The 25005-nt window shown below is 68.3% G+C and carries 23 protein-coding genes; 12 read left to right on the top strand and 11 right to left on the bottom strand.

Annotated elements, in window-relative coordinates; all coding sequences use genetic code 11:
- The first annotated feature begins 2 nt into the window (after positions 1–2).
- Together IG75_RS0104775 and IG75_RS0104770 are read left to right on the top strand one after the other, a co-directional pair.
- Positions 3–1205 (top strand): tyrosine-type recombinase/integrase, encoded by a 1203-nt coding sequence (locus tag IG75_RS0104775; protein ID WP_245713083.1) that lies wholly within the window; start codon positions 3–5, stop codon positions 1203–1205.
- A gap of 246 nt (positions 1206–1451) precedes the next feature.
- A complete protein-coding gene (locus tag IG75_RS0104770) occupies positions 1452–1952 on the top strand; it encodes a hypothetical protein (RefSeq protein ID WP_030519916.1) in 501 nt (166 codons plus the stop codon).
- A gap of 207 nt (positions 1953–2159) precedes the next feature.
- On the opposite strand, the gene IG75_RS0104760 is transcribed toward IG75_RS0104770, so the two are convergent.
- The 5 genes from IG75_RS0104760 to IG75_RS0104740 all read right to left on the bottom strand — a co-directional run bounded on the left by IG75_RS0104760 (position 2160) and on the right by IG75_RS0104740 (position 6614).
- On the bottom strand, positions 2160–3794 hold the full coding sequence (locus tag IG75_RS0104760) for a pyruvate, phosphate dikinase (protein WP_051714209.1): 1635 nt from the start codon (positions 3792–3794) through the stop codon (positions 2160–2162).
- A 2-nt stretch (positions 3795–3796) separates the two neighbouring features.
- A complete protein-coding gene (locus IG75_RS0104755; RefSeq protein WP_030519914.1) occupies positions 3797–4429 on the bottom strand; it encodes a hypothetical protein in 633 nt (210 codons plus the stop codon).
- Positions 4426–4713, bottom strand: coding sequence for a hypothetical protein (locus IG75_RS36055; protein ID WP_156058639.1), 288 nt, complete (start codon positions 4711–4713; stop codon positions 4426–4428). The genes IG75_RS0104755 and IG75_RS36055 overlap by 4 nt, the downstream gene beginning before the upstream one ends.
- A gap of 213 nt (positions 4714–4926) precedes the next feature.
- Positions 4927–5697, bottom strand: a complete 771-nt coding sequence (locus IG75_RS0104745; RefSeq protein WP_030519912.1) for an SDR family NAD(P)-dependent oxidoreductase — start codon at positions 5695–5697, stop codon at positions 4927–4929.
- A 77-nt stretch (positions 5698–5774) separates the two neighbouring features.
- A complete protein-coding gene (locus IG75_RS0104740) occupies positions 5775–6614 on the bottom strand; it encodes an alpha/beta fold hydrolase (protein WP_030519911.1) in 840 nt (279 codons plus the stop codon).
- A 115-nt stretch (positions 6615–6729) separates the two neighbouring features.
- Here IG75_RS0104740 and IG75_RS0104735 point away from each other — a divergent pair, with 115 nt between their 5' ends.
- On the top strand, positions 6730–7530 hold the full coding sequence (locus IG75_RS0104735) for an SDR family NAD(P)-dependent oxidoreductase (protein ID WP_030519910.1): 801 nt from the start codon (positions 6730–6732) through the stop codon (positions 7528–7530).
- Positions 7531–7558: 28 nt separating this feature from the next.
- On the opposite strand, the gene IG75_RS0104730 is transcribed toward IG75_RS0104735, so the two are convergent.
- Complete coding sequence (locus tag IG75_RS0104730) at positions 7559–10378, bottom strand: ATP-binding protein (RefSeq protein ID WP_245713084.1); 2820 nt, start codon at positions 10376–10378, stop codon at positions 7559–7561.
- A 233-nt stretch (positions 10379–10611) separates the two neighbouring features.
- Between IG75_RS0104730 and IG75_RS0104725 the strand changes: the two genes are divergently transcribed.
- Positions 10612–10971, top strand: a complete 360-nt coding sequence (locus IG75_RS0104725; RefSeq protein WP_030519908.1) for a VOC family protein — start codon at positions 10612–10614, stop codon at positions 10969–10971.
- Between the two features lie 58 nt (positions 10972–11029).
- On the top strand, positions 11030–11503 hold the full coding sequence (locus IG75_RS0104720; protein ID WP_030519907.1) for an iron chaperone: 474 nt from the start codon (positions 11030–11032) through the stop codon (positions 11501–11503).
- A gap of 436 nt (positions 11504–11939) precedes the next feature.
- Here the strand turns inward: IG75_RS0104720 and IG75_RS0104715 are convergent, their stop codons facing one another.
- The gene (locus tag IG75_RS0104715; protein WP_030519906.1) at positions 11940–12317 is read right to left on the bottom strand and encodes a winged helix-turn-helix transcriptional regulator; all 378 of its coding nucleotides are present in this window, start codon (positions 12315–12317) and stop codon (positions 11940–11942) included.
- Positions 12318–12406: 89 nt separating this feature from the next.
- On the opposite strand from IG75_RS0104715, the gene IG75_RS0104710 reads away from it, so the two are divergent.
- Positions 12407–13225 carry an NAD(P)H-binding protein gene (locus IG75_RS0104710; protein ID WP_030519905.1) on the top strand — a complete coding sequence of 273 codons (819 nt, stop codon included), beginning with the start codon at positions 12407–12409 and terminating at the stop codon, positions 13223–13225.
- Between the two features lie 87 nt (positions 13226–13312).
- Here the strand turns inward: IG75_RS0104710 and IG75_RS0104705 are convergent, their stop codons facing one another.
- The gene (locus IG75_RS0104705) at positions 13313–13741 is read right to left on the bottom strand and encodes a MarR family winged helix-turn-helix transcriptional regulator (RefSeq protein WP_030519904.1); all 429 of its coding nucleotides are present in this window, start codon (positions 13739–13741) and stop codon (positions 13313–13315) included.
- Positions 13742–13824: 83 nt separating this feature from the next.
- Between IG75_RS0104705 and IG75_RS0104700 the strand changes: the two genes are divergently transcribed.
- The 3 genes from IG75_RS0104700 to IG75_RS0104685 all read left to right on the top strand — a co-directional run bounded on the left by IG75_RS0104700 (position 13825) and on the right by IG75_RS0104685 (position 18422).
- Entirely contained in the window at positions 13825–15066 is a 1242-nt protein-coding gene (locus IG75_RS0104700) for an epoxide hydrolase family protein (RefSeq protein ID WP_030519903.1), read from the top strand.
- 428 nt (positions 15067–15494) lie between these two features.
- Positions 15495–16820 (top strand): family 1 glycosylhydrolase, encoded by a 1326-nt coding sequence (locus IG75_RS0104695; protein WP_030519902.1) that lies wholly within the window; start codon positions 15495–15497, stop codon positions 16818–16820.
- A gap of 399 nt (positions 16821–17219) precedes the next feature.
- Positions 17220–18422 (top strand): AI-2E family transporter, encoded by a 1203-nt coding sequence (locus tag IG75_RS0104685; protein ID WP_051714207.1) that lies wholly within the window; start codon positions 17220–17222, stop codon positions 18420–18422.
- A gap of 30 nt (positions 18423–18452) precedes the next feature.
- Here IG75_RS0104685 and IG75_RS0104680 read toward each other — a convergent pair whose 3' ends face one another.
- Complete coding sequence (locus IG75_RS0104680; protein ID WP_030519899.1) at positions 18453–19148, bottom strand: TetR/AcrR family transcriptional regulator; 696 nt, start codon at positions 19146–19148, stop codon at positions 18453–18455.
- Between the two features lie 117 nt (positions 19149–19265).
- Between IG75_RS0104680 and IG75_RS0104675 the strand changes: the two genes are divergently transcribed.
- Positions 19266–20984, top strand: coding sequence for a GMC family oxidoreductase N-terminal domain-containing protein (locus tag IG75_RS0104675; protein WP_030519898.1), 1719 nt, complete (start codon positions 19266–19268; stop codon positions 20982–20984).
- Positions 20985–20993: 9 nt separating this feature from the next.
- On the opposite strand, the gene IG75_RS0104670 is transcribed toward IG75_RS0104675, so the two are convergent.
- On the bottom strand, positions 20994–21833 hold the full coding sequence (locus IG75_RS0104670; RefSeq protein ID WP_030519897.1) for an acyl-CoA thioesterase: 840 nt from the start codon (positions 21831–21833) through the stop codon (positions 20994–20996).
- A 91-nt stretch (positions 21834–21924) separates the two neighbouring features.
- Here IG75_RS0104670 and IG75_RS0104665 point away from each other — a divergent pair, with 91 nt between their 5' ends.
- Entirely contained in the window at positions 21925–22506 is a 582-nt protein-coding gene (locus IG75_RS0104665) for a TetR/AcrR family transcriptional regulator (RefSeq protein WP_030519896.1), read from the top strand.
- A 5-nt stretch (positions 22507–22511) separates the two neighbouring features.
- Here the strand turns inward: IG75_RS0104665 and IG75_RS0104660 are convergent, their stop codons facing one another.
- Positions 22512–23153 (bottom strand): hypothetical protein, encoded by a 642-nt coding sequence (locus IG75_RS0104660; RefSeq protein WP_030519895.1) that lies wholly within the window; start codon positions 23151–23153, stop codon positions 22512–22514.
- A gap of 139 nt (positions 23154–23292) precedes the next feature.
- On the opposite strand from IG75_RS0104660, the gene IG75_RS0104655 reads away from it, so the two are divergent.
- Positions 23293–24879 (top strand): GMC family oxidoreductase, encoded by a 1587-nt coding sequence (locus tag IG75_RS0104655; protein ID WP_030519894.1) that lies wholly within the window; start codon positions 23293–23295, stop codon positions 24877–24879.
- Positions 24880–25005: the final 126 nt, after the last annotated feature.

Here is a 25005-nt window from a genome sequence, read left to right as displayed (position 1 = left end):
CCGTGACCGAATACGACACCGATCTCGCGCTACCCGACACCGTCCGCACCGAACTCCGGCGCGGCGTCACCAGCGTCCTCGTCGACACCGCCGCTCTGCGACAGGTCCGGGAACGCTTCGACAGCGAACAGGCCACCGCGCTCGGCCGCTACCTCACCGCCTCCCAATCCCCGAACACGTTGCGCGCCTACCGCACCGACTGGATCGCCTGGGCCGCCTGGTGCGCCACCGAGAACCGATGCGCACTCCCCGCCGACCCCCTCGATATCGCCGTCTACCTCGCCGCCGCCGCGGACGCCCGCACACCCGACGGACGCCACGCCTATAGTCCGGCCACGCTGGAACGTAAGTCCGCCGCCATCGCCGCCGTGCACGCCGCCAACGGACTGGCCGCACCCACCCGCAGCGACGTCGTCCGCCTCACCCTGCGCGGTATCCGCCGCACCCGCCGCAGCCGGCCCAACCGCAAACGACCGATCCTGCTGCACACCCTCGGCGAACTCCTCGACGGCCTCCCCGCACCCGGCTGGCCCGGCGAACCCGCCCGCCGCCGGGACACACTGCTGCTGCTCCTCGGTTTCGCCGGGGCCCTGCGCCGCAGCGAACTCGCCGGTCTACGGCTCGCCGATATCCACTTCGGGACCGACCACGGCACCGGGGAACCGCTGCTGCTGATCCACCTGCCCACCACCAAAACCGACCCCACCGGCATCACCGAACAACATGTCGCGCTCCCGCGCGGCCGTCAGGCCCACACCTGTCCCGTCTGTGCCTGCGCCGACTGGATGCGAATGCTGGCCGTGCACACCGAGAACCCGGCGAACCTGCGCCCCTGGGTCGAGCAACTACCCGCCGCGGACCCGCGGATCCACCGCTGCCACGGCTACCACCCCGATCCGCGGCTGCGGCCCGACCAACCCCTGCTCCCCGCGATCAACCGGCACGGCGGGCTCGGCGCCACCGCACTGTCCGGGCGAGCGGTCGCCGAGCTCGTCAAACGCTACGCGGCGCGCGCGGGCCTCGATCCCGCCCTGTTCTCCGGTCATTCGCTGCGCGCCGGATTCGCCACCCAGGCCGCCCTCGGTGGCGCCGCCGACCGCGAGATCATGCGGCAGGGCCGATGGAGCAACCCGCGCACCGTGCACCGCTACATCCGCACGGCCGATCCGCTCGCCGACAACGCGGTCACCAAACTCGGGCTCTGACCACGAGCCCGGTGGCGGTCCGTGTGACGGAGAGGTCTCGGTATGGCATCCGCCGATGTCGCGGGTGCGCATATCGGTCGGCGTCACGCGGGGGTCACGTCCGATAACCGCGATATACCGCCCGAGCTGGGCTTTTCCCGCCAATTTTTCTCCGAACGCGACCTCTGGTCCCGCGCCCGACTGTGCGAGGATATGAGCGCTCCACGAGTCAGTCCGTTTCAAACCCCCCTTTGGAAGGATGCTCAGATGGCGCAAGAAACCAGCACTGCCACCCGTTCCAGCAACGGAAGCAGTCAGCAGGAAATCCAGAGCCTGGACATGCTGCGCATGGGCCTGGATGAAATCCGGCAGGAATGCCAGAACGCGCGGCAGTACGCGCAGCAGGCACAGAACATCGCCCGGCAGGTGCAGCAGCAGGCCCGCCAGGTCCAGCACCAGTCGCAGATCGCGCAGAGCCAGGCCAACCAGGCCAACAACCAGGCGCAGCAGGCCCGGCAGCAGGCGATGCAGGCGCAGAACCAGGCGCAGCAGGCGCTGAGCGAGGCCGATCGGGCCCAGGCTCAGGCCCAGCAGGCCCAGAGCGAGGCCAACCAGGCCGCTCAGCGCTGTCAGTCGGCCCAGGACCAGTCGGACCAGGCCGCCCAGCTCGCGCAGCAGGCCGAGGATCAGTCCAGCCGCTCCCAGGATCGCGCCATGCAGTGGGAGCTGCAGTTCCACCAGGTTCGCCAGCAGATGCGCCAGTTCTAACAGAGCCGGGCCTCCGGCCGGGCGATCGCCCGGTAACCGGAGCCGGCCGGGACGGGGTCCGGTGAACTGGCCAGTTCACCGGACCCCGTACTCGTATCGGCGGTGTCCATCCCGGTGTGGGAGCGGCGGCGAGTGCGACTCGGCGATCAGCCCGACACACGCGCTGCGTTTCGGAATGGACCGAATCTTCGAAAGGTGTCGCCGATCTCATCGTCCGGCGCGGAACCGGGACCGAGCAGTGGATCCGCCCGGTCCGGCGCTGCCGAGGAGCACGGAGTGCGCGGCGGCGAGGCGTTCGGTGTCCTCACGCGGGCTGTGATCGCCGGATACCCGGTCGGCCCATTCGAGTAGTCGATGCAGGTGAGGGTCGGTCGCGGGGGTGTGGATGCGCGGGCTACCGGCGGTGACCTCACCAGTGGTCCCGTCGATGGCGATAAGGGTGCCTTCGGGGAAGGTGTTCCCCGGTGTTCGTATCGACGTGGCGTCGACCGAGAGGCCGGTGACCCGCACAACGGCGGGTTTGCCCAGGGCCCGGGCGACGACGGCGGCGTGGCAGGCGGGTCCGCCGCGGGTGGTGAGGATTCCGGCGGCGGCCGCGAGACCGGGCATATCGTGCGGGGAGGTATCGGGCCGCACCAGGATGACCGGGCCGGCGGCGGCCATGCGGACCGCGGCGCCGGCGGAGGTCGCTATGCGGCCGACCGCGACGCCCGGGCAGGCGCCCAGTCCGCGGCCGAGGAAGTCTTCCGGGCTGTCGAGAACCATTCGCGGGGTACGAGCGTGCCGAAGCTGCTGCGTGGTGATTCGCAACAGCGCCTCCCGCTGGTCGATGAGTCCTTCGCCGGCCAGATCCACCGCGGTACGGACTGCGGCGCCGGCGGCCATTTTGCCGCGGTGGACCTGCAGGATCCAGAATTCGCCTGCTTCGACGGTGAATTCGAGACAGCACGAGTCGCGGACATGTGCTTCGACCCGAGCCAGCGCCGCGACGAGACAGGACCATACGGCCGGCTCCCGCGCGGCCAGTTCGTGCAGCGGCAGCGTCGGCGATCGCCCGGAGACCACCTCGTCGCCCTGGCCACCGAACAGAATATCGCCGAAGGGCACGGGTTCGCCGGTGTTGGGGTTTCGGCTGAACACGACACCGGCACCGCTGTGGTCGTCACGATGCCCGTACACCATCGCCTGCACGGTCACCGCTGTCCCGCGGTCGGGCGGGAGATCGTGGATCGCGCGGAATGTCCGCGCTCGCGGGGTGTCCCAGGAAGAACACACCGCGGCGATCGCCAGCTCCAACTGCCGGAACGGACTGTGCAGGACTTGCTGCCCGACGTGCCGCGAGATGATGTCCTCGGCAGCTCGGATCGTGTGGTGGATCGCTCGGTCCGCACCGGAGTTCGTTCCGGCTGCACCGGCGATGGCGGACGCGAAGCTCGACAGGAATCGCAGCCGGGTGACCAGGGCGAACCCGGGATCGCCGGTCTCTGCGGCCAATCCGCGTGCGGCCCCGGCGGTGAGTCCGAGGTTGAGCACGGTATCCATCATGCCGGGCATCGACACTGCCGCACCGGAGCGAACAGACACCGTCAACGGCTTTTCGGTGTCGCCGAGCCTGCGGTGGGTGGCGGCTTCGAGGCCGGCGAGGGCGGCGGCGAGCTCGGAATGGAAGCCGTCGGGAAAGCGTCCATCACGCAGGAAGGCGCGGCAGACCTCGGTGCCGATGACGAAGCCGGCGGGGACGGGCAGACCCAGGCGACGCAGCTCGATGAGCCCGTGCGCCTTGGCGCCCAGGACTTCCACCGGTTGTTCGGTCGCCGCGGCCAGCGGGTGGATGTATCGCATCGTCAGAATCTCGGGATGCCCAGGGTCACCAGGAGGTCTTCGTGCAGCTGGAACCACACTGTGTGATACGACGAGGTATCGGTTGCCACGTACTCCGGCTCGCCGGCCCGAGCGCGCGCGAGCGCGTCGGCGAGGCGGGGACCGTATCGCCGGAATCGGGGCAGAGCCGCCGACAGATGCGCGCAGACGCGCTGCGCGCGCGTGTCCAGGTCGGTCAGCCGATCGAGAATGCGGGCGTCGTAGCCGGGATCGGTGTGGTCGTTCGCGGTCACGATCCCGTGTGCGGATCGCATCTGCCATGCCGTACACAGGTCGAGCATTTCCCGGTTGAGGGTGAGAAAGCGGTGGTACGCCGCGGTGACGGCGTCGCCTGTTTTCGTAGTGTCCAGCTCGTGGGCGATCTGTTCGGCGTTCAGCACCCGTCCGGCGTCAGTCGGACCCCACCCTCCGAAATCACCGCTCGAATGCGTGACGAGCCCGTTCACGGACAGGGCGATCAGCTCCGCTTCGACCACAGGTTCGGGTATCCCCGTCACTGCCGCCAGCCGGGCGACGCCGGCATGACCGATACAGCGCAGGGAATGGAGTACGAGCCGGCCGGTATCGACCGGACCTCGCGATGCGGGGGGCGTCATGACGGGGCTCCCCGCACCGGACGAGTGGTTTCCGGATTCTCGCCGGCCCGGGCGGCGAACCGCTGCTGCGCCGCTTGCCTGGACACGCCGAGGTGGGCGCCGATCTCGGCCCACGACAGGCGCGCCCGTCGCGCCCGGCCTACGAAATGGTCGAGCAAGCGGTCGGCCACCTGCAACCAGTCCGCCCCGATCGACGTCGCTTCGGACAGCCGTCCGAGGGCGTCGCCGGGGTGGGCCTGCTCGATAGTGGCGATCACGCCACGTAGCGGCAGTTGACTATCCATTCGTCAACTTTAAGTTGACGGATATCTACTCGTCAACCGCGCGTTGACGAGTAGTGGATTCCGAAACTGGCAATCGAAAGAACTCACAATTTCTAATTTGATAATCGTGGCGTGTCGTGGCGCGGGTTGTGGATCAGGCGGTGTGGGTCGACCGACGTAAGAGGGCGGCCGGTACCGGCGAGAAACGACCGAAGTGGTAGCGGCGGACAGGATTCAGACCATGGGCGCGGGGACCGCGGTGATCAGACCACCGTCCACCAGGAGATCCTGGCCGTTGATATAGGACGCCTCGTCCGACGCCAGAAAAGCCACCGCGGCGGCGATATCCGCCGGGGAACCCAACCGCGCCGCGGCCACCGACGAGATCGCGGCAGCCTGTGCCTCCGCCGAGACCTCGGCCCTATACGAAGGAGTGTCGGTATAGCCCGGGCTGATCGAATTGACCCGGATCCGGCGCGGGGCCAGTTCGGCGGCCAACGTCTGCGCCAGATTCCGGACAGCCGCCTTGGTCGCCGAATACAGTGCCGCCGCCGGGACACCACGGTGCACCGCCCACGACGAGTTCACCACGATCGCACCGTGATCGGGGACCAACGGCAACGTCTTCTGAACGGTGAAGAAAACACCCTTGAAGTTCGTCGCGACCACACGATCGAAGTAGTCCTCGGTGATATCGGGCGCCGGGCGGAACGCGGCGGTCCCGGCGTTCGCGAACACGACATCGAGCCGGCCGAAGCGGGAACGCGCCGTATCCACGAGCGCGTCGAGGTCGGCCGGATCCGCGACATCACCCTGTACGGTGACCAGTCGGTCACCGGCGTCCAGTTCCGCCGCGGCGGCGTCCAGACCCGCCCGGGCGCGACCGGTGATGATCACCCGCGCGCCCTCGTCGAGCAGCCGGCGCGCGGTCGCCAGACCCATACCGCTGCTACCGCCGGTGACGAGCGCGGTCCTACCGTCGAAACGAAAACGAGCACTGGACATCACAGAACCTTCCCACGGAGCGAATGGTTCGATGAACATCCAACCGGATGGGAACATTCCGGCGCCCACCGCGCCGCTCACGACCCCGCTACGCGAGCCAGCACATGCCGGGCCAGCGCCTCCGGCGCCTGCTCGGGAACCCAGTGCCCCACCCCCTCCAGCACCACCAGCCGATACGGACCGGTCACATACAGCGCGGTCCGCTCCACCCCGGCCCGCGCCACCGCCAGATCCGCATCACTCCACACCAACGTCGTCGGCACCCGGACCGGCGGAACCGACTCCCACGAATCCCCGGCCGCCCGATACCAGTTCAATGCCGCGGTCATCGCGCCCGGCTCCCGCAACCGGGCGATATGCCGGTCCGCCAGATCCGCGGGCACCGCGTCACCGAACCCGATCCGCAACCCGGCACAATCATCGGCCAGCAACAGTTCCTCGGGCTTCTCCGGCTGCCGGAAGAAATCCATGTACCCCGATTTCTCCGCCTGCACCGGATCGTGCTCCCGTGCCCACGCGAACGCCGCCGGATGCGGAACCGACACCGCCGTCAACGACGCGACCCGATCGGGGTGACGGGCCGCCACATCCCATGCCACGATCGCACCCCAATCGTGGCCCACCAGATGGGGGCGTGCCAATCCGAGCGCGTCGCAGATGCCCAGCACATCCGCACGCAGTTCCGGGAGGCCATAGGCATGCACCTGCGCGGGTCGGGCGCCCGGTGAATAACCGCGCTGCTCCACGGCGTACGAACCCACGCCCCGGAGCGCCAGCCGTTCCGACACCGGCCCCCACGACGCCGCGCTCTGCGGGAAACCGTGCAGCAGCAGAACATCCGCGGCCGCGCCCAGCCGCACCCACACCTCGAAATCCAGCTCACCGACGGACACCGTGCGTAGTTCGGCCGTGCTCATCGCTGCATGCTAGCCAAAACCCACCCCGGCTGCTAGACACCTGTATGGATGATTGTCCGCGGAGCGGTGTCCGGCACCGGCCCCGCGGGACCCGACGCCGACGGAGGAAACACCCATGAGCACAGAACACGCCGTCGCGGTCATCATCGGCGGCGCCTCCGGAATCGGCTGGGCCACCGCACAACTATTGGCCGAACGCGGCGACACCGTCATCATCGCCGACCTCGACGGCGACGCCGCCACCACCCGCGCCGCCGAACTCGGCGGCCGGGCCGGCGCCCAGCAGGTACAGGTCACCGACGAGAACAGCATGCGCACCCTCTTCGACACCGTCACCGCACAACACGGCCCCCTCGACACCGTCGTCGACTGCGCCGGGATCTCCCGGCCCGGCACCCTCGCCGACCTCTCCCTCGACGACTGGAAAGCCACCGTCGACGTCTGCCTCACCGGAGCTTTCCTGACCGTCCGAGAAGCCGCCCGTGCCCTGCGCGACAACGGATCAGTCGTCCTCGTGGCCTCCCTCAACGGCCGCCAGCCCGGAGTCGGGATGGGCGCCTACTGCTCCGCCAAAGCCGGCGTACTCATGCTCACCGAAGTCGCCGCCATGGAACTCGCGCCGCGCGGCATCCGCGTCAACGCCGTCAACCCCGGATTCGTACACACCCCACTCACGCACGGCGCCACCCTCGTCCCCGGACTCGTCGAGGAATACATCGACAACACCCCACTCGGACGCGCCGGCACACCCGGCGATATCGCCCAGACGATCGGATTCCTCACCTCCGCCGCCGCAGGCTGGATGACCGGCGCGGCCATCGACCTCAACGGCGGCGCCCACACCAAACGCTATCCGGACATCGTCGCGCGCATCGCGGATATGGCGGATATGACAGGCGGCAACAGCGCACCGTGACAGGCAGTGGGCCGGCCCACCGCCGACATCAGCGACCCCAGGGCACCGTGCAGCCGAGTACCGCGAACCCGGCGGCACCCGCCTCGGCGGAACTCCCGCCCGCCAGCACCAGCGTCCGGGCCCGCTGATACCCGCACTGCGCCGCCGCGAAAGCGGCCGCCACCGCCGGCAACAACTCGGAACCGCCCTCCCACAGCGCAGCGGCGCGGTCGACGATCGCACCCGCCACCGGATCACCGGCCACCGCCGTCCGAGCCGTCACCAGATGCTCCCGCGCCGACGGATCACCGGCCAGCACCGCGGACTCGGCACGCAACGCGAAATACCAGTGCCGCCACACCCACACGACCCGCTGATCCATCTCGTCCGGGTCGGCCACCAACCCCGACAGCGCCTCGGCGGCCCGCCCCTCGTGCAGCAACACCACCGCATCGAACACCGCGCGGTAGGCGACCTGCTGCTCACGTGCCACCCCGAGATCGGCGGCAACCGCCAGCCACTCGGCCCGCGCCGGACCGTCGCCGCGTAAACCGTGAACCATCGCCACCGCAGCCGCCGCCGGAGCAAGGGTCGGAGCCTGCGTACGCCCGGAAAGCGTCCAGGCGTCGGAGAACCGGCTCGCCGCCGCCAGCACATCATCCACCCGGCCCGCCAGCGCATCCACGACCAGCAACCGCGACGTCGCGAAATCACCCCGCTCCGCCAGCAACGGCAAGTCACGCAACTGCTCACCCCACCGTCGAGCACCCACCAGATCACCCACACCGAGGCAGGACTCCGCTGCCTCCGCGAGCGCGTTCACCCGCTCCAGCTCGCTCGCCGGCGACACCGGCACCCCCACCAGCGACTCCACCCGCTGCCTGGTCGTCGCGGCGGAAGCGAACGTATCACCGGCCCACAACTGCGCCGCCGCGAGCGCGTCCAGCGCCGCGCTCCGCACCAGCCGATCCCCGGTCCGCGACGCCAGCTCGACCGCACGCTCGGCCTGGCCCAGAGCCGCGTCCCCACCGACACCCGAGTCGCCTGTATCGGCCGGCACCCCGCACTCGGCCAACGCCACCGCCGCTTCCGCCGTGGCGTCCCCACCGGCCAGCTCACGTGCCTGCGACAGCAACAGCGCGGCGATATCCGTCGGCGGCGACTCGGCGAACGTGTCCGACATCCGGTAGACGGTGATCGCGGCCGTCGCCAGATCCGTCGCAGCCCCCGCCGCGTCGCCGGCGTCCCGAGCGGTCTCCGCGGCCGCCCGGTACAGGCGGAACATGCCCGCACCGTCCATCCGGCAACCGGCCGTCGCCGCAGCCGACCGCAACGCCGACACTGCCGTCCCCGGATCGGCGGCGAGAGCCGCGGCCTGCTCGTAACGGCGCTGGGACTCACCGACCAGATTCCGGGCGAAAGCCAGCTCCGCCAGCGACAACGCCAGCTCGTACGCGAGGACCCGGTGCGCGGGCTGCCTTTCCGCCCATCCCAGGGCCGCACGCATATCGTCGGCCACCGCATCGAAACCGGCGCGCCACCCACCCGTGACATCCGGCAACCCGCGCGCCAGCGCCGCACCGGATTCCGTGCACCAGAGCAGATGCCGGGCCAGCACCTCCGAGCGCTCACCGGCCTCATCGAGCTGCTCCGACTCGTACTGCCGGATCGTCGTCAGCACGCGGTACCGAGTACCCGACCCGGACATGACAGCGGTCAGCAGGCTCTGCTCGGTGAGCCGCGCCAGACCGTCCGCGACCGTCGCCGGCTCCAACGGCCGGTACCCGGCCACCCGGACCGCATCGGCAGCAGTGAACGGCGCGACGAATACCGATACTCGCCGAAGCAGACAGCGATCCGGCTCCTCCAGCAATGCCTGACTCCAGTCGAGCATCGCCCGCATCGACCGATGCCGGTCATCGGCCCGGCGACCACCGACCAGCAGACGCAGCGGGTCGGCCAGACTCGCGGTGAGTCCGTCCAAGCCGAGCGTGGGCAACCGCGCGGCCGCCAACTCGATCGCCAGCGCCGAGCCGTCCAGCCGCCGGCAGATCTCGGTAACCCGCTCCAGTCGTTCCGGACCCACCGGCCAACCCAGCGCGGATGCCCGGTCCAGGAAAAGCGCCGCCGCATCCGACCCGGGCGCCGCGGGCTCGGTCACCTCACCGACCGACAGCGGGGGAACCACATACACCTGCTCGAACGGCACCACCAGCCGAGCCCGGCTCGTGATCAGCACCGTCACGCCCGGACACCGGGCCAGCAGCCGTTCGACGAACGGCGCCACACCTTCCCGCAGATGCTCGCAATTGTCGAGCACGAGCAGCACTTCCCGATCGGCGAGCGCGGCGACCACTGAATCGTCGAGACTCCGGCCCTGCTGCTCACCCGACCCCAGCGCCCGCGCCACAGCCGCGCCCGTCATCTCCGCATCGGTGACCGGCACGAGGTCCACGAACCACACACCGTCGGCGAACTCACCGGCCAGATCCGCGGCGACGGCCAGTGCCAATCGGGTCTTGCCGATACCCCCGGGCCCCAGCGCGGTCACCTGACGGTTCGCCATGACGGCCGCGCGCAATGCGGCGCGTTCCCCGGCCCGGCCGATGAACGAGGTCAACGGCGAAGGCAGCGGCGAAGCGGTCTCGTTCGCGCGTCCGGCGGGCGCGAAATCGGCCGCCCGGTCGGCCAGGGCCCGCCGGTCGGGGACGCCGGCCTTTCGCAACAGCGAGGACACATGTGTTTCCACCGTCCGCACCGAGATGAACAGCTGCGCTGCTATCTCGGCATTGCTGCGATGTTGCCCCACCAGGGCCAGGACTTCGGCTTCCCGGTCCGAGATCCCGCCGGCGACCTTCTGCTTCGACACACCACCCATCTTCGCGTACCCGCCCCGCACCGCTACGGGGGCACGGTTACGTGCTCACTCCGTGGTGCGTTCCGTAGTCGGCACGGATGTGCCGGCTGCCGCGCGTCCATAACGTAATTGCCATGGACGCGCACCGAACAGACCGGCCGAGAAATCGCCGACCGAATGCCGGGACGGCCCCCGGCCCTGTGTCCACCGACACCGACACCGACACCGACCCACGAGGAGTGACCATGAGCGCCGCCGAATCCACCTTCGGGATCAAAACCGTGCTGCACCCCGTCTCCGATCTCGAGAAGGCCGAAGCGGTGTACACCGCACTGCTCGGCATCCAGCCCCAGACCAAGGGCACCTACTACGTCGGCTTCGACACCGGCGGCCAGCACATCGGACTGGTGCCCGGCGGCGGTCCCCAGGGTATGACCACCCCGGTGGCGTACTGGCACGTACCCGATATCGAGGCCAAACTCGCCGCGGTCACCGCTGCGGGCGCCACCGTGCGCGAACCCGTCCGCGATGTCGGCGCGGGCCGCCTGGTCGCCACCGTCACCGATATCGACGGCAATGTGCTGGGCCTCATCCAGGACCGCTGACCCGCCGCATTCGCCGCCTCGCCCCACCCCGCCCGACACATTCACGGAGGAACCGGAAATGACCACGCAGAAGAACACTGCCCGCACCGCCACGAAGAACACCGCGACCGTCGCGTTCTCCGCCGAGGAGCGGGCCGCGATGAAGGAGCACGCGCAGGAGCTGAAGACCGCGGCACGCCGCGGCTCCCGCGCCGCCAAGGCCGACGGCGAAGGCGACGTGCTCGCCAAGATCGCGGAGATGTCGGAGAACGACCGCGCTCTGGCCGAACGGATCCACGCCCTCGTCAAGGCCAGCGCACCGGCGCTGTCCCCGAAGCTCTGGTACGGCATGCCGGCCTACGCCAAGGACGGCAAGGTCGTCTGCTTCTTCCAGAGCGCGGCCAAGTTCAAGGCCCGCTACGCCACCCTCGGTTTCAACGACTCGGCCAACCTGGACGACGGAGCCCTGTGGCCGACCGCCTTCGCGCTGACCGGACTCACCCCGGCCGACGAGAGCCGGATCGGCGAACTGCTCGCCAAATCGGTCGGCTGAACTATCCGTGGCCTGCTGTCCCATCGTGGCAGCGGGCCACGGTCGACGTGACAGCCGCCCGAGCGCGGAGCTCGGGCGGGCCTTCCCTTTCCGTTGTTGGTTTTTGGGTTGTTGGTTTGAGACAGGAGGTAAGCGATGAGTAAGGATTACATATGTAGATGCGCATATCTACGTATCCTTCTTAATATGCTACAAGGAGCTCTGTTGGGGTTGGGTCCGCGCCGTTGGCTCCTGCGTTGAGATGGGCGGACCTGCATGGCCGGTAGCCATCGACACGCCTGGGCGCCGACGTGGCACCACTCCCCTACCCCCACCATCCGAGGCCGGGCCGGGCTTCGGTCCCCTGCCCGCTCCGAGCGAGGCCCCAACGGCCGACGAAGTAGCAGTGCCACCGTCCCGGTACGAAGCGGACCTTCGGATAGTCGTCCAGCCGGGACTAGACGCTCTTCTTCCGGGCGTCATACGCCCGTCGCGCTTCCTCGACCTTGTCCAGGTTGACCGACCACTCGGCCAGGGTCGCGAACAGCGGCGCCAAGCTCCGGCCCAGTTCACTGATCTCGTAGTCGACCCGCGGCGGGACCCCTGCATAGTAGGTGCGCACGACGAGGCCGTCCCGCTCGAGTTGACGCAGCCGCTGGGTCATCACCTTCGGTGTGATGGTGGTGATCCGCCGCTCGAGCTCCACGAATCGTTGCCGGCCGAATTCGTTGAGCGTCCAGAGAATCGGCGTGGTCCACCGGCTGAACACGATATCCACGACGGGGGCTATCGGACAGGCGAGTTCAGGATCCACCTCGCGTGTGGTCTCGATCACAATTCCCTCACTTTCCCCTAGGTACCTACTAGTCACTGGAAAGTACCGTCGGATCGTCCGAAAGGCCAGTCGAGAACGGGAGTTACGAGATGATCGTGGTTACAGGAGCAACAGGGAATGTCGGCCGGCCCCTGGTGGAGGCCTTGGCCGGGGCCGGGGAACAGGTCACCGCCGTCTCACGGAAGAAAGCAGAGGTACCGGCCGGAGTCCACTTCCGGCAGGCCGACCTGATCACCCCTGCGAGTATCGAGGACACGTTGCGAGGCGCGGACTCGCTGTTCCTGCTCACCGCAGCGGATTTCCTGGCAGCCGGCGATATCGACGCCGTCGTCGAGGTGGTACGCCGGGCCGGAGTCCGGCGGGTGGTACTGCTGTCGTCGCAGGGGGTCGGCACCCAGCGCCACTCCCCTCATCTGGAGCACGCGATCCGGCAGTCGGGCCTGGACTGGACCGTGCTGCGGCCGGGGAATTTCGACTCCAATGCGCTGCAGTGGGCACACAGCGTCCATACCCGCCGGGAAGTCGCCGCTCCCTTCGGCGATATCGGCCTTCCGGCCGTCGATCCGGACGATATCGCCGCGGTCGCCGCCCTCGCCCTGCGTGAACCGGGACACGGGGGAAACACCTATACGCTCACGGGGCCCGTGGCGATCACACCCCGACAGCAGGCCGGCGTGATCGCGAATCTGCTGGGCGAACCGGTGCGGTTCACCGAACTGAGCCGTGCCCAGGCGCGAGACCGCATGGCGGAGTACATGCCCGAGCCGGTGGTCGAAGCGACGCTCGGCGTACTCGGCACGCCCACGGAAGCCGAACAGCGGGTCGGCCCCGATATCGAGCGACTGCTGGGGCGGCCACCGCGCGCCTTCGCCGACTGGGCCGAACGCAATATCGAAGCGTTCAGGTAAAGCCGTACGAAGCGATGCGATGGGGAAGGCCGGCACACGGTCGCGGAACTGCCGCGGCCGTGCACTTCTCGGAGCCGAGCCCGGGGATCAGCGCTCGCGCTCCAACCGGGCCAGCCGGGCGAGGGCGGGCAAGGCGGCGGCGAGTGCCCGGCGGTGGGCGGCGCTCAGTTCGGAGATCATCGGCGCCAGGTACCGGACCCGGTCGTCATGGCGGGTCCGGCGCACCTGTCGGCCGGCGTCGGTGAGGTGCACGATTACGGCCCGTCCATCGTCGGGGTCGGGACGGCGCAGTACCAGCCCGTCGCGCTCCAGGCGCGCGATGAGTTGAGTGATGCCCGGTTGGGTCAGCTGTTCGGTCCGGGTCAGCTCGGTCAGTCGCGCCGGGCCGCTGTGCGCCAGGGTGTCGAGCACCGACAGCGTGGTGAAAGGCAGCTTCTCCCGCACCGGGATACGGATGTAGACGCGGTTGAAGTCCTCGATTGCCGCCGCGAAGGCGTCCACGTCGATATCGTCCACCCGAGCGAGTATATCCGGGACTTATGAAATTTGCTTAAATAAGTTGCTTATGTAAAGTCGACGCCACGCGTGAAGGAGGCAAGATGAGCGACGGAACCCGCGGGACCCGATCGTTCCCCTCGAGGCCGACGAAGATTCACATCCCCGACAGTGTGCTCACCGACCTGCGGCAGCGCCTCGAGCGCACTCGGCTGCCCGAAGATGCCGGCAACGAGGACTGGTATTACGGCGTGCCCCGCAGCTATCTCGAGGAGCTCATCGACCACTGGCGCGACGAATACGACTGGCGTGCGGCCGAAGCCGAGATCAACCGCTACCAGCATTACATGGTCGACATCGACGAGGTGCCGATACATTTCATGCGCAGACCCGGCGTCGGGCCGAACCCGACACCGCTGATCCTGACACACGGCTGGCCCTGGACGTTCTGGCACTGGTCCAAGGTCGTCGACCTACTCGCGGACCCGGGGGCGCACGACGGCGATCCGGCCGAGGCGTTCGACGTGATCGTGCCTTCGTTTCCCGGTTTCGGGTTCTCCGGCCCGCTGACGAACCGCCCGGATCTGAACTTCTGGAAGGTCGCCGACCTCTGGCACACGCTCATGACCGAGGTACTGGGCCACGAGAAGTACGGAGCCGCCGGCTGCGACGTGGGTGCGCTGGTCACCGCACAACTCGGCCACAAGTACGCCGACGAGTTGTACGCCATCCACATCGGATCCGGACTGAAACTTACCCTGTTCAACGGCGATCGCGCCTGGGACTTCAGCGGCGGGCTACCGATTCCGCACAGCCTTCCCGAGGAGGTACGCGCACGAATCACGGAGCTGGACAGACGTTTCGCCGTCCACCTGGCCGCCCACCTCCTCGCCCCCAGCACCCTCGCCCACGGCCTATCCGATTCCCCGGCGGGCATGCTCGCATGGATCCTGGAACGTTGGTACAAATGGAGCGACAACGGCGGCGATATCGAAACCGTATTCAGTAGAGACGATCTGTTCACGCACGCCACGATCTACTGGGCCACCAACACCATCGGTACCTCGATACGTCTCTACGCCAACCACAACCGGTACCCCTGGACGCCTTCCCACGATCGCCTCCCGGTCGTGCAGGCCCCCACCGGCATCACCTTCGTCGGCTACGAGAACCCACCCGGCATCGGTACCGCCCAACGCGTCGAACACTTCCGCGCCGGAGACCGCGCGGAGTGGTACAACCACGTCAACCTCACCGTCCACGACCGCGGCGGCCACTTCATACCCTGGGAAATCCCCGAGCAATGGACCAGCGATCTACGCCGGACCTTCCGGGGACGGCGCTGACCCCTGGTAGCGCATGGCTTCGGCGCAAGCGCTCCCGGAGGGGGCGGGTCTGCAGTCCGTCCCCTCGCTCGTTGTGCGGGCTACACGAAGGGAAATGGTTCGCGGTGAGTTCTGCGCGAATGTTCGATACATAGACAGATGCGCATATCTAGATAGCAGCAATTTTCATGGTAGCGACCGGTAGGCGGGTGTGGCGGACCCTCCGAGGACATACGGCGCTTCCGGCAGCTCGAGGCGGCATCGAGACCGATTCGTTCACTGAACACAGGACGCGACTTCCCGGGAAGGCACGGGCCCGGCCATCTGGCACTCCCCCACTGCCTCCGCCGGGACGGGATACTGCGGTCCGGCCCGAATCCGGTGCTGCGCCGCTACTCTGGTGCGAACGCCGCGAGACGGAGACGAACAGAGGACAGGAGACCGATCCGATGGGTCCGGTGAACCGTCGCCGATTTCTGACCACCGGCGCGGTAACCGCCGGCGCTGTCGTCCTGGGAACGGGACGAGCCGGTGCGCGCCCCGCTCCCCCGGTCGAGGTCGCCCCGCTGGGTGCCGACTTCCTGTGGGGGGTCGCCTCTTCGGGATTCCAGTCCGAGGGGCATGCGCCGGACAGCAACTGGACCCGTTATATCGCGGCCGGGAAAACCGAGGACCCGTATCTCGACTCGGTCGATTTCTACTCGCGCTACCGGTCCGATATCGCCCTGGCCGAACAACTCGGGGTGCGCGCCTACCGGATCGGGATCGAATGGGCCCGGGTACAACCGGGTCCGGGCGAATGGGACGAGGACGGTTTCCGGTTCTACGACGAGGTCATCGAGGCCATTCGTGCGGCGGGGATGCGCCCCATGCTCACCCTCGACCATTGGGTCTATCCGGGCTGGCAGGTCGACCGGGGTGGGTGGCGGCGCGCCGGAATGGTCGAGGACTGGCTCAGCAACGCCCGCCGGGTCGTCGACCGGTACGCCCGGTACGAACCACTGTGGATCACTTTCAACGAACCCGCCGTCTACCTGATGAACGAGGTACGTCACGGTGGGATCGGTGTCCCGGATATCCCGGCGATGCAGGACCGGCTGGCCGACGCCCATGATGCGATCTACGACCACATCCACCGAGTACAGCCGGGGGCGATGGTGAGCAGCAATGTCGCCTATATCCCCGCGGCCGAAGACGCCGTGAACGGCGCGTTCATCGGCCGGGTCGGCGCGAAACTGGACTACATCGGGATCGACTACTACTACGGGTTCTCCCCCGCCGAGGTCCTCGCCCGGATCCCCGACCCCGCCAAGATGTGGACACTGTCGCTGCAATCGGAGGGTATCTACTACGCGCTCGACCACTACGCGCGGCGGTTCCCGGGCAAACCCCTCTACATCGTGGAGAACGGGATGCCGACCGAGAACGGGCGCCCGCGGGCGGACGGCTACCTCCGCGCCGACCTCCTGCGCGACACCGTGTACTGGATACAGCGCGCGGTGGCCGACGGCATGAACGTCATGGGCTACAACTACTGGAGCCTCACCGATAACTACGAATGGGGTTCCTACACACCGAGATTCGGGCTGTACACCGTCGACGTACTCGGCGATCCCGCCCTCATCCGCCGGCCCACCGACGCCGTGGCCGCCTATACGGCCATCACCCGGCGCGGCGGCATCCCCGGCGATTACCGGCCGACCCGCGCGCCGGCCGCCTGTTCGATCGTGGACGGACTCACCAGCTGCACCGATCAGCTCACCGTACCGCGCTGATCCGCGCACGGTGAGCTGATCGGCCAAGGCGATACCTCACCGGGTAGTTCGGCCGACCTCGACGGGCCGCGCCGCTGTTCGGTCCGGTTTCGCAGCCGGGCCGGTTCGGCCGTCCCGGCCGGGTCGCCGCGGAGCATGCGCCGGCGAACGCGATCAACGCGGACAGGTCGGCGATCGGAGACAACCCGGTGTCGTCGGCGGCGGTGCGATCCCAGAACCAGCCGAAGAGGGAGGGACCGGCGAATCCGCCGAGATTGCCGAGCGTGTCGACCAGGGCGAGAGGTGACCTGCGCCGGACCTTCGGCCCCCGCGCCATCCGGAACCCCGGCGTGGGGCTGTGACCCGTTCGGCCCGGACCGGTGCGATGCCGGACCGGACCGGTCGTGCGAGACTGGCCGGGTGAACGGGGAGAAGGAAGTCCGCGCCGACCGCACTCGCTCCACCAGCGCCACGCGACCTCCCGACCGGGGGGACGTCTTCGGTTCCGGCGTGTTGTGGCTGGCCAAATGGGCGTTATGCGTCGTCGCCATCGCGGCGGGCGCCTGGGTACTGGGATTCCTGGCGGCCCGGCTGTGGGTGGTCCTGCTGCCGGTCCTGCTCGCGATCGTGGTCTCCACGGTGCTCTGGCCGCCAACCCGCCTGCTGGTGAAAGCCGGGTTGCCACCGGCCGCGGCGGCCTCGCTCACGCTCATCGGTTTCATCGGGGTGCTGGCGGGTGGGATCGCATTGATCGTGCCCTCGGTGGTGGATCAGGTGCCCGAACTCTCCGACAAGGCCACCACCGGTATCAACACGGTCCGGGACTGGCTGCAGGGCCCACCGCTGAACATCCGCGACGAACAGCTGAACTCGGCCGTCGACGCGGTGGTGTCGCGGGTGCAGTCCAGCGCCGAGCAGATCGCCTCCGGTGTCTTCACCGGGGTCAGTACCGCCACGTCCGTCCTGGTCACGATCTTCCTGGTGCTGATTCTCAGCTTCTTCTTCGTGAAGGACGGGCCGAAATTCGTCCCGTGGATGCACAAGTTCACCGGCGGGCGCAGCGGCCGGCATTTCGAGGAAGTACTGGTGCGGGTCTGGGATGTGCTCGGCGGATTCATCCGCACCCAGGCGCTGGTCAGCTTTATCGACGCGTTCTTCATCGGGCTCGGACTGGTCCTGCTCGGCGTGCCGCTGTGGGGTGTGCTGACCGCACTGACATTCCTGGGCGGCTTCATCCCCATGGTGGGCGCGTTCGTCGCCGGTGCGCTGGCGGTGCTCGTGGCGCTGGTGGGTAACGGGTTCACCACCGCGCTCATCGTGCTCGTCATCATCATCGCGGTGCAGCAGCTCGAGGGCAATGTGCTGCAACCGGTACTGCAGAGCCGCACCATGAAACTGCACGCGGTCGTGGTGCTGCTGGCAGTCACCGGGGGCGGCACCCTGTACGGCATCACGGGAGCGTTCCTGGCGGTACCGGTGGTCGCGGTGGTGGCGGTCGTGGTCCGCTACATCAGCGAACAGATCGACGTGGCCGTATCCGAAGGGGATCCGGCAGCGAAGGCAGCGGCGGATCCGGTGACACCCGAGGTCGATACCGAAAAGTCCGCGGAACCCGGCCGGTAGCGCCGGGCTCGGGCTACCCCGAGACCCGGTTCATACCACGCCGAGCAGCGTTTCCAGGCCGGCGATATGGGTTTCGAAGACCTGCGTGCGGTCGCTGAAGGTATCCGCACCGTACATATCGAAGACATCGAAGCTCACGGCACCGAACAGCGCGCACCAGACGGTGAGCCCGCGCGCCAGCACCCAGTCCGGCACCTCGAGCCCGAATTCGGCCCGGATCCGGACGAAATCGTCGGCGAGCGGCCCGGTGAGCGGCGGCCGGTCCGCCGCCGGAGGCACAAGCAGTCCACCGCGATGAGCCGCAGCAAAAAGCCCCATGAGCGTCACGATCACCCGGGTGCCCGGGGTGACCGTGCGATCGGCCGGGGCGGCGTATCCAGGTACCGGAGTGCCGAACAGCAGGCCGTACCAGGCGGGTTCGGCAAGCGCCCAGGCGCGGACGGTGCGCGCGGTGACCCGGAACTGTTCGACCGGATCGTCGGGTGCGACGGCGAGCGCGGCGTCCACGGCGTCGCCCAGCGCGTCGTATCCGTCGACCACCAGCAGGGTCAGCAATTCGTCCCGGCTGCGGACATAGCGGTAGACCGCGGAGGAGACCACGCCCAGGTCGCGGGCCACCGCGCGTAACGACAGGGCGGCGGCGCCGTCGGTGGCAAGATGTTCGCGCGCGATCCGCTTGATATCGATCATCGTCTGGGCCCGGGCGCGGGCACGGGGAGTGGTCATAGGACCACCCTGGCCAATTTAGAGAGCACTGTCAACAGTAGTGAGCATTGCTCTGATTCAGCTGTGTTAATGTTACCGCAAGTCACTGCTGACCATCCGAACCCAAGGAGAAGTCCCATGTCCGAGGCGGCCACGGATTTCGATGTCCTCATCGTCGGCTCCGGGTTCGGTGGCAGTGTCACCGCCCTGCGGCTGATCGAAAAGGGCTATACCGTCGGCGTCCTGGAAGCCGGCCGCCGCTACGCCGACGACGAGCTGCCCAAGACCAGCTGGGATCTGCGCAAATTCCTGTGGGCGCCGAAACTCGGCTGCTACGGCATCCAGCGCATCCATCCCCTGCGCAATGTGCTCATCCTCGGCGGCGCCGGGGTGGGTGGCGGATCACTCAACTACGCCAACACCCTCTACGTCCCACCGGAGCCGTTCTTCCAGGACCCGCAGTGGCGCGACATCACCGACTGGCGCGGCGAACTGACGCCCTATTACGAGCAGGCGAAGCGCATGCTCGGCGTCGTGCAGAACCCGCATATGACCCCGGCCGACGAAGTCTTCAAACAGGTCGCCGAAGATATGGGCGTCGGCGACACGTTCGTCCGGACCCCGGTCGGCGTGTTCTTCGGTGAACCCGGTGAAACCGTGGACGACCCCTACTTCGGCGGCGTCGGCCCGGCCCGCACCGGGTGCCTGGAGTGCGGCGACTGCATGGTCGGATGCAAGTTCGGGGCGAAGAACACCCTCGTCAAGAACTACCTGTACCTGGCCGAACGCGCCGGGGCGCAGGTGGTGCCGATGACGACCGTGACCGAACTGCGACCGCAACCCGACGGAAGCTGGGTGGTCTCGGCGCAGCGCACCGGTGCCTGGGTACGCACACAGCGCACCACCTACACCGCCCGCCAGGTCGTGGTCGCCGCCGGCACCCTCGGCACCCAGCGCCTCCTGCACGAGATGCGGGACCGGCGGGTACTCCCGAAACTGTCCGATCGGCTCGGCCTGCTCACCCGCACCAATTCCGAATCGATCGTCGGCGCCGCCACCAAGAAGCTCGCACCGGGCCAGGATTTCACCCGGGGCGTCGCGATCACCTCGTCGATCCACCCCACCCCCGACACCCATATCGAGCCGGTGCGATACGGGCGGGGTTCCAACGCGATGGGCTTGCTGCAGACGCTGATGGTCGACGGTGGCGGCCGCATTCCGCGGTGGCTGCGATTCCTGGGTACCGCGCTGCGTCACCCCCTGTTGCTGCTCAGCTTCCTGAGCGTCCGCAACTGGAGCGAACGGACCATCATCTCGCTGGTGATGCAGCACCTGGACAACTCCATCACCACCTATACCACCCGCGGACTCTTCGGCCGCAAACTGACCAGCAAGCAGGGGCACGGCGAGCCGAACCCGACCTGGATCCCGGCGGGCAACGAGGCCACCCGCCGGGTCGCCGAGCAGATCGGCGGCACCGCGGGCGGTACCTGGGGCGAAGTGTTCAATATTCCGCTCACCGCGCATTTCCTCGGCGGCGCCGCGATCGGCGCCGACCGCGATACCGGGGTGATCGACGCCTACCACCGGGTCTTCGGCTACCCGACCCTGAGTGTGGTGGACGGTGCGGCGGTCTCGGCGAACCTGGGGGTCAATCCATCTCTGACCATCACCGCCCAGGCCGAGCGCGCCGCCGCGTACTGGCCGAACAAGGGCGAACAGGATCCCCGGCCCCCGCAGGACGCGCCGTACCGCCGGATCGCCCCGGTGGCACCGAAATCCCCGGTGGTCCCCGAATCGGCGCCGGGCGCGCTGCGGTTGCCGATCACGCCGGTGACCGACCCGGCCGCGAGCTGAGCCGGGGCCTCAACCCTTGAAGTAGACCAGCTGATGGCTGGTCGCCAGCAGGGTGCCGTCGTGACCCCACAGGTGGGCGATCTGATCGAAGTGACCATGCCCGAAGCGGTTCGCGCGGGCGCGGCCCAGCAGATATTCGGTGCCCTGGGCGGCAAGTTCCTCGGCGGTGGCGTGGAAGTACACGGTGAGCGAGATCGTACCGGCCGGTAGGTAGCGCCCGCGCCGCAGGAAAACGCGGGGATAGAACGCGTCCGACATGGCGGTGAGCGAGGCGAAGTCGACCGGCCGGGCCGGGGTGTCGCGGAGCCAGAGGGTGCTCACCGAGTCGGGATTCTCCGGGATCTCGGCGGTGGGCTCGACATCGGGGACGGCGCCGGCGACGAACCGCAGATCATAGTTGCGGCCCCAGGCGATGAAATCCGGGAAGATCTGCGGTTCCACGCCCTCGGTGTCCGGCCCGGGCACCGAGGGCATGCTCAGCTCGAGATCCGACCAGGTGTCGCGACGGATGCCGAATACCGCGGTCGCGGTGGTGGTGACCGTCCCGTCCTGGGTGAGTTCGAGCTGCCAGTGCTGATTCGTGCGATTGGTGCGTACCGGCCGCGCGGTGATCTCGAAGGGCCCGTCGGCGATCGGTCCCGCGTAGTTCACCGTCAGCGACAGCGGATCACCGACCCGTTCGGGATGCCGTTCGACCGCACGCAGCAGCGCCGCCGCGGTGACGCCGCCGAACGGGCCGACCATATTGGCGTAATCGGGGCAGGTGTGACCGGCCAGCCGGTGCCCGTCGATGTATTCCACGGCGATGGCCGTATCGAAGGGATGGGTCGGCGCGTCGATCCCGGTCACGAATCCTCCACAAAAATCGGGCCGCTGACACGGCGAGACGTTGATAAGTATGACAACATACATAGTAATCACGGGCAAGAGGGAGCAGCGCATGCCACGACCGAAGGATCCCGACGGGCCCCGGGCGGCCATGATCGACAGCGCGATATCACTGATCCGGCGGCGCGGAGTCGCGGCCGTCTCGTTCACCGATGTACTGCAGGCCAGTGGCGCACCGCGGGGATCGGTGTACCACCATTTCCCCGGCGGCCGGGCACAGCTGATGACCGAGGCCACCGTGGCCGCGAGCAGCCGGGTGACCAGCGGAGTCACCAAAGCGCTGACGGCGCCGCAGGCCTCGGCAGCCCTGCGCGCACTTGCCGATATGCTGGCCCGCGGGCTGGACAGACACGACTACGCGCTCGGCTGCCCGATCGCCGCCGCCGCACTCGGCAACGAACCCGGCGCCGTCGCCGCCGCCGGATCGGCGTTCGATACGTTGCGCGAACTCGTCGCCGCCAAACTCGTCGAGGACGGGGCCCGGCCGGAGCGGGCCCGCTCCATCGCGCTACTGGTGATCAGCGCGCTGGAGGGCGCGCTGATCGTCGCCCGTACCGAACGCGGACCGGCCGCGCTGGACACGGTGGTCGAGGAGTTGAGCGGAATCTGCCGGGCCGCGGTCGAGGACCGATAGCGCGCTCACTCCACCGCGCGGGTCTTGATGGCGTCGCGCGAGATGAACACGTCGTATTCGCCGGGCGTCGCGATCACCGCGTTGCCGTAGGCCGACCGGACGAACGGCGAGGTGAACCAGCGGTTTTCGCTCATATCCTCGAAGAAGTCGCGATCTCCGCCGTTGAGGAAGATGTGGTTCTGCGCGGTGGCCACCCCATCGAGCCGCTGCCCGTACAGGCGCGACACCTTGTACCCGGAATGGAAGCCGAGGGCATTGACCCACGGTTCCAGCTCCACCAACTGCGCCTGCAGCACCCACATATCGCCCTCGACCCGGTGCGTACTGCGCTCGGTCGTGCCACCGTCGGTATCGAACAGCGTCAGCTGTACCTCGAGTTGATGCTCCGCGCCGGACACCGGCGCCACCACCACGTGCGCCGCCCGGACCTCCCCCGTCAGGCCGAGGTAGGTCTGGACGAGTGTGGCGATCCACAGCACCAGCGCCGCGGCGGCCAGAAGTAGCGCGCCGCCGGCGCCCCGGGCGATCAGGGCCCGCGGCCCCCTCTTGCGCAATGCGAACAACGCCGAAACCAGCAGGGCCACACCGAGGATGATCGCGAGGATCGAACCGGCTTGCAGCACCCCGAAATCCACCGGGTAACTCATGCGCCGGTTATACCCCGGTAGCGCGCGAAGTCACCCGCGAACGAGGTTTTCCGATCGATTCGCGCACCGCGGCGAAGACGCCTCACGTCCGGCTCCACTCTCGTATGTTTGCGGGTACACGAGAGCGAAAGGTGCGAAGGTGACAGAAGTCAGTGCGGACTATGTGATCGTCGGGTCGGGATCGGCGGGAGCCGTGCTCGCGAACCGGCTGAGCGCGGATCCGGGCCGTTCGGTGATCCTGCTGGAGGCCGGCCCGGCCGATAAGGACAAATTCATCCACATACCGGCCGCCTTCGCCAAACTCTTCCGTACCCCCTACGACTGGGACTACCTCACCGAACCCCAGCCCCAGCTCGACGATCGGCAGATCTACTGGCCCCGCGGCAAAACCTTCGGCGGCTCGTCCTCACTCAACGCCCAGATGTGGGTGCGCGGTTTCCGCGCCGACTACGAGGAGTGGTCGGTCGCCGGGGGGCCGGAATGGGGCTTCGACCGGGCGGTAGAGCACTTCCGTGCGATCGAGAACGTCGAGGGCGCGAGCGGTCCCGACCACGGCACCGGCGGCCCCCTGCACATCTCGCATCAACGCAGCCCGCGTCCGTCGACCGCCGCCTATCTGCGGGCAGTGGCCGAACGCGGTTTCCCCGTCGAGGAACCGAACCTGCCCGAACCGCAGGGTTTCACCCAGACCATGGTCACCCAGTACAAGGGGCGACGCTGGAGCACCGCCGACGCGTATCTGCGACCGGCGCTGAAGCGGCGCAATCTCGACGTGTACCCGGAGGCCACCGCCACCCGGGTGCTGTTCGACGGCGACCGCGCCGTCGGTGTCGAATACATGCGCGGCGGCCGCGTCGAGAAGGTGACGGCCCGGAGCGAGGTCCTACTCTGCGGCGGCGCGATCAACAGCCCGCAACTGCTCATGCTCTCGGGTATCGGCGATCGCGCCGAACTCGAACGCCACGGGATCAGGGTCCGCCACCACGCGCCCGAGGTCGGCGCCAACCTGCAGGATCATCTCGTCACCGGACTCGGGTACGGGGTCGACACCGATTCGCTGTTCGACGCCGAGAAACCGGCCCAGCTGATCAACTACCTGCTGCGCCATCGCGGCATGCTCACCTCGAATGTCGGTGAAGCGTACGGTTTCGTCCGCAGCCGCCCCGAGCTGGAACACCCCGACCTCGAATTGGTCTACGCACCCGCGCCCTTCTACCACGAAGGCCTGATCGAGCCGACCGCCCACGGCGTCATCCTGGCGACCGTCCTGGTGCGCCCGCACAGTCGCGGCACGATCACACTGGTCTCCGGCGATCCGCTGGCCAAGCCGGTGATCGATCCGAAGTACCTGTCCGACGAGCAGGGTATCGACCGGGCGGCGTTGATGACCGGTCTGCGGTACTGCGCCGAGATCGCCGATACTGCCGCCATGCGCGAGGTGCTGGGCCCCCTCTGTTATCCGCCGGACGCACCCGCCGACGGAGCGTCGGAAGCCACACGCGCGCTGACACTCAACGGCTATTCGCATACCCTCTACCATCCGGCCGGCACCTGTCGGATGGGCTCGGACGAGAACAGTGTGGTGGACCCGCAACTGCGGGTACGCGGTGTGCGGGGCCTGCGCGTCGCCGACGCCTCGATCATGCCGGTGCTGGTGCGCGGGCACACCCACGCGCCCAGTATGTTCATCGGGGCCCAGGCGGCCGACTTCCTCACCCGCGCATAGATCGCGGTGCCACCGGCCCGGACGCGGTACGGGGCCGGTGGCGACCGGATCGGCCGAGCCCACCGGGTGGACCGAGCGGTCGCCACCCGGTGGGCGATCGACAGCGCTCGTGGGGAGTACATCACC

The organism is Nocardia rhamnosiphila NBRC 108938 (assembly GCF_000720425.1).
GTDB lineage: Bacteria > Actinomycetota > Actinomycetes > Mycobacteriales > Mycobacteriaceae > Nocardia > Nocardia rhamnosiphila.
The sequence above is the reverse complement of the archived record's forward strand: the minus strand, read 5'-3'. Positions and strand labels throughout refer to the sequence as shown.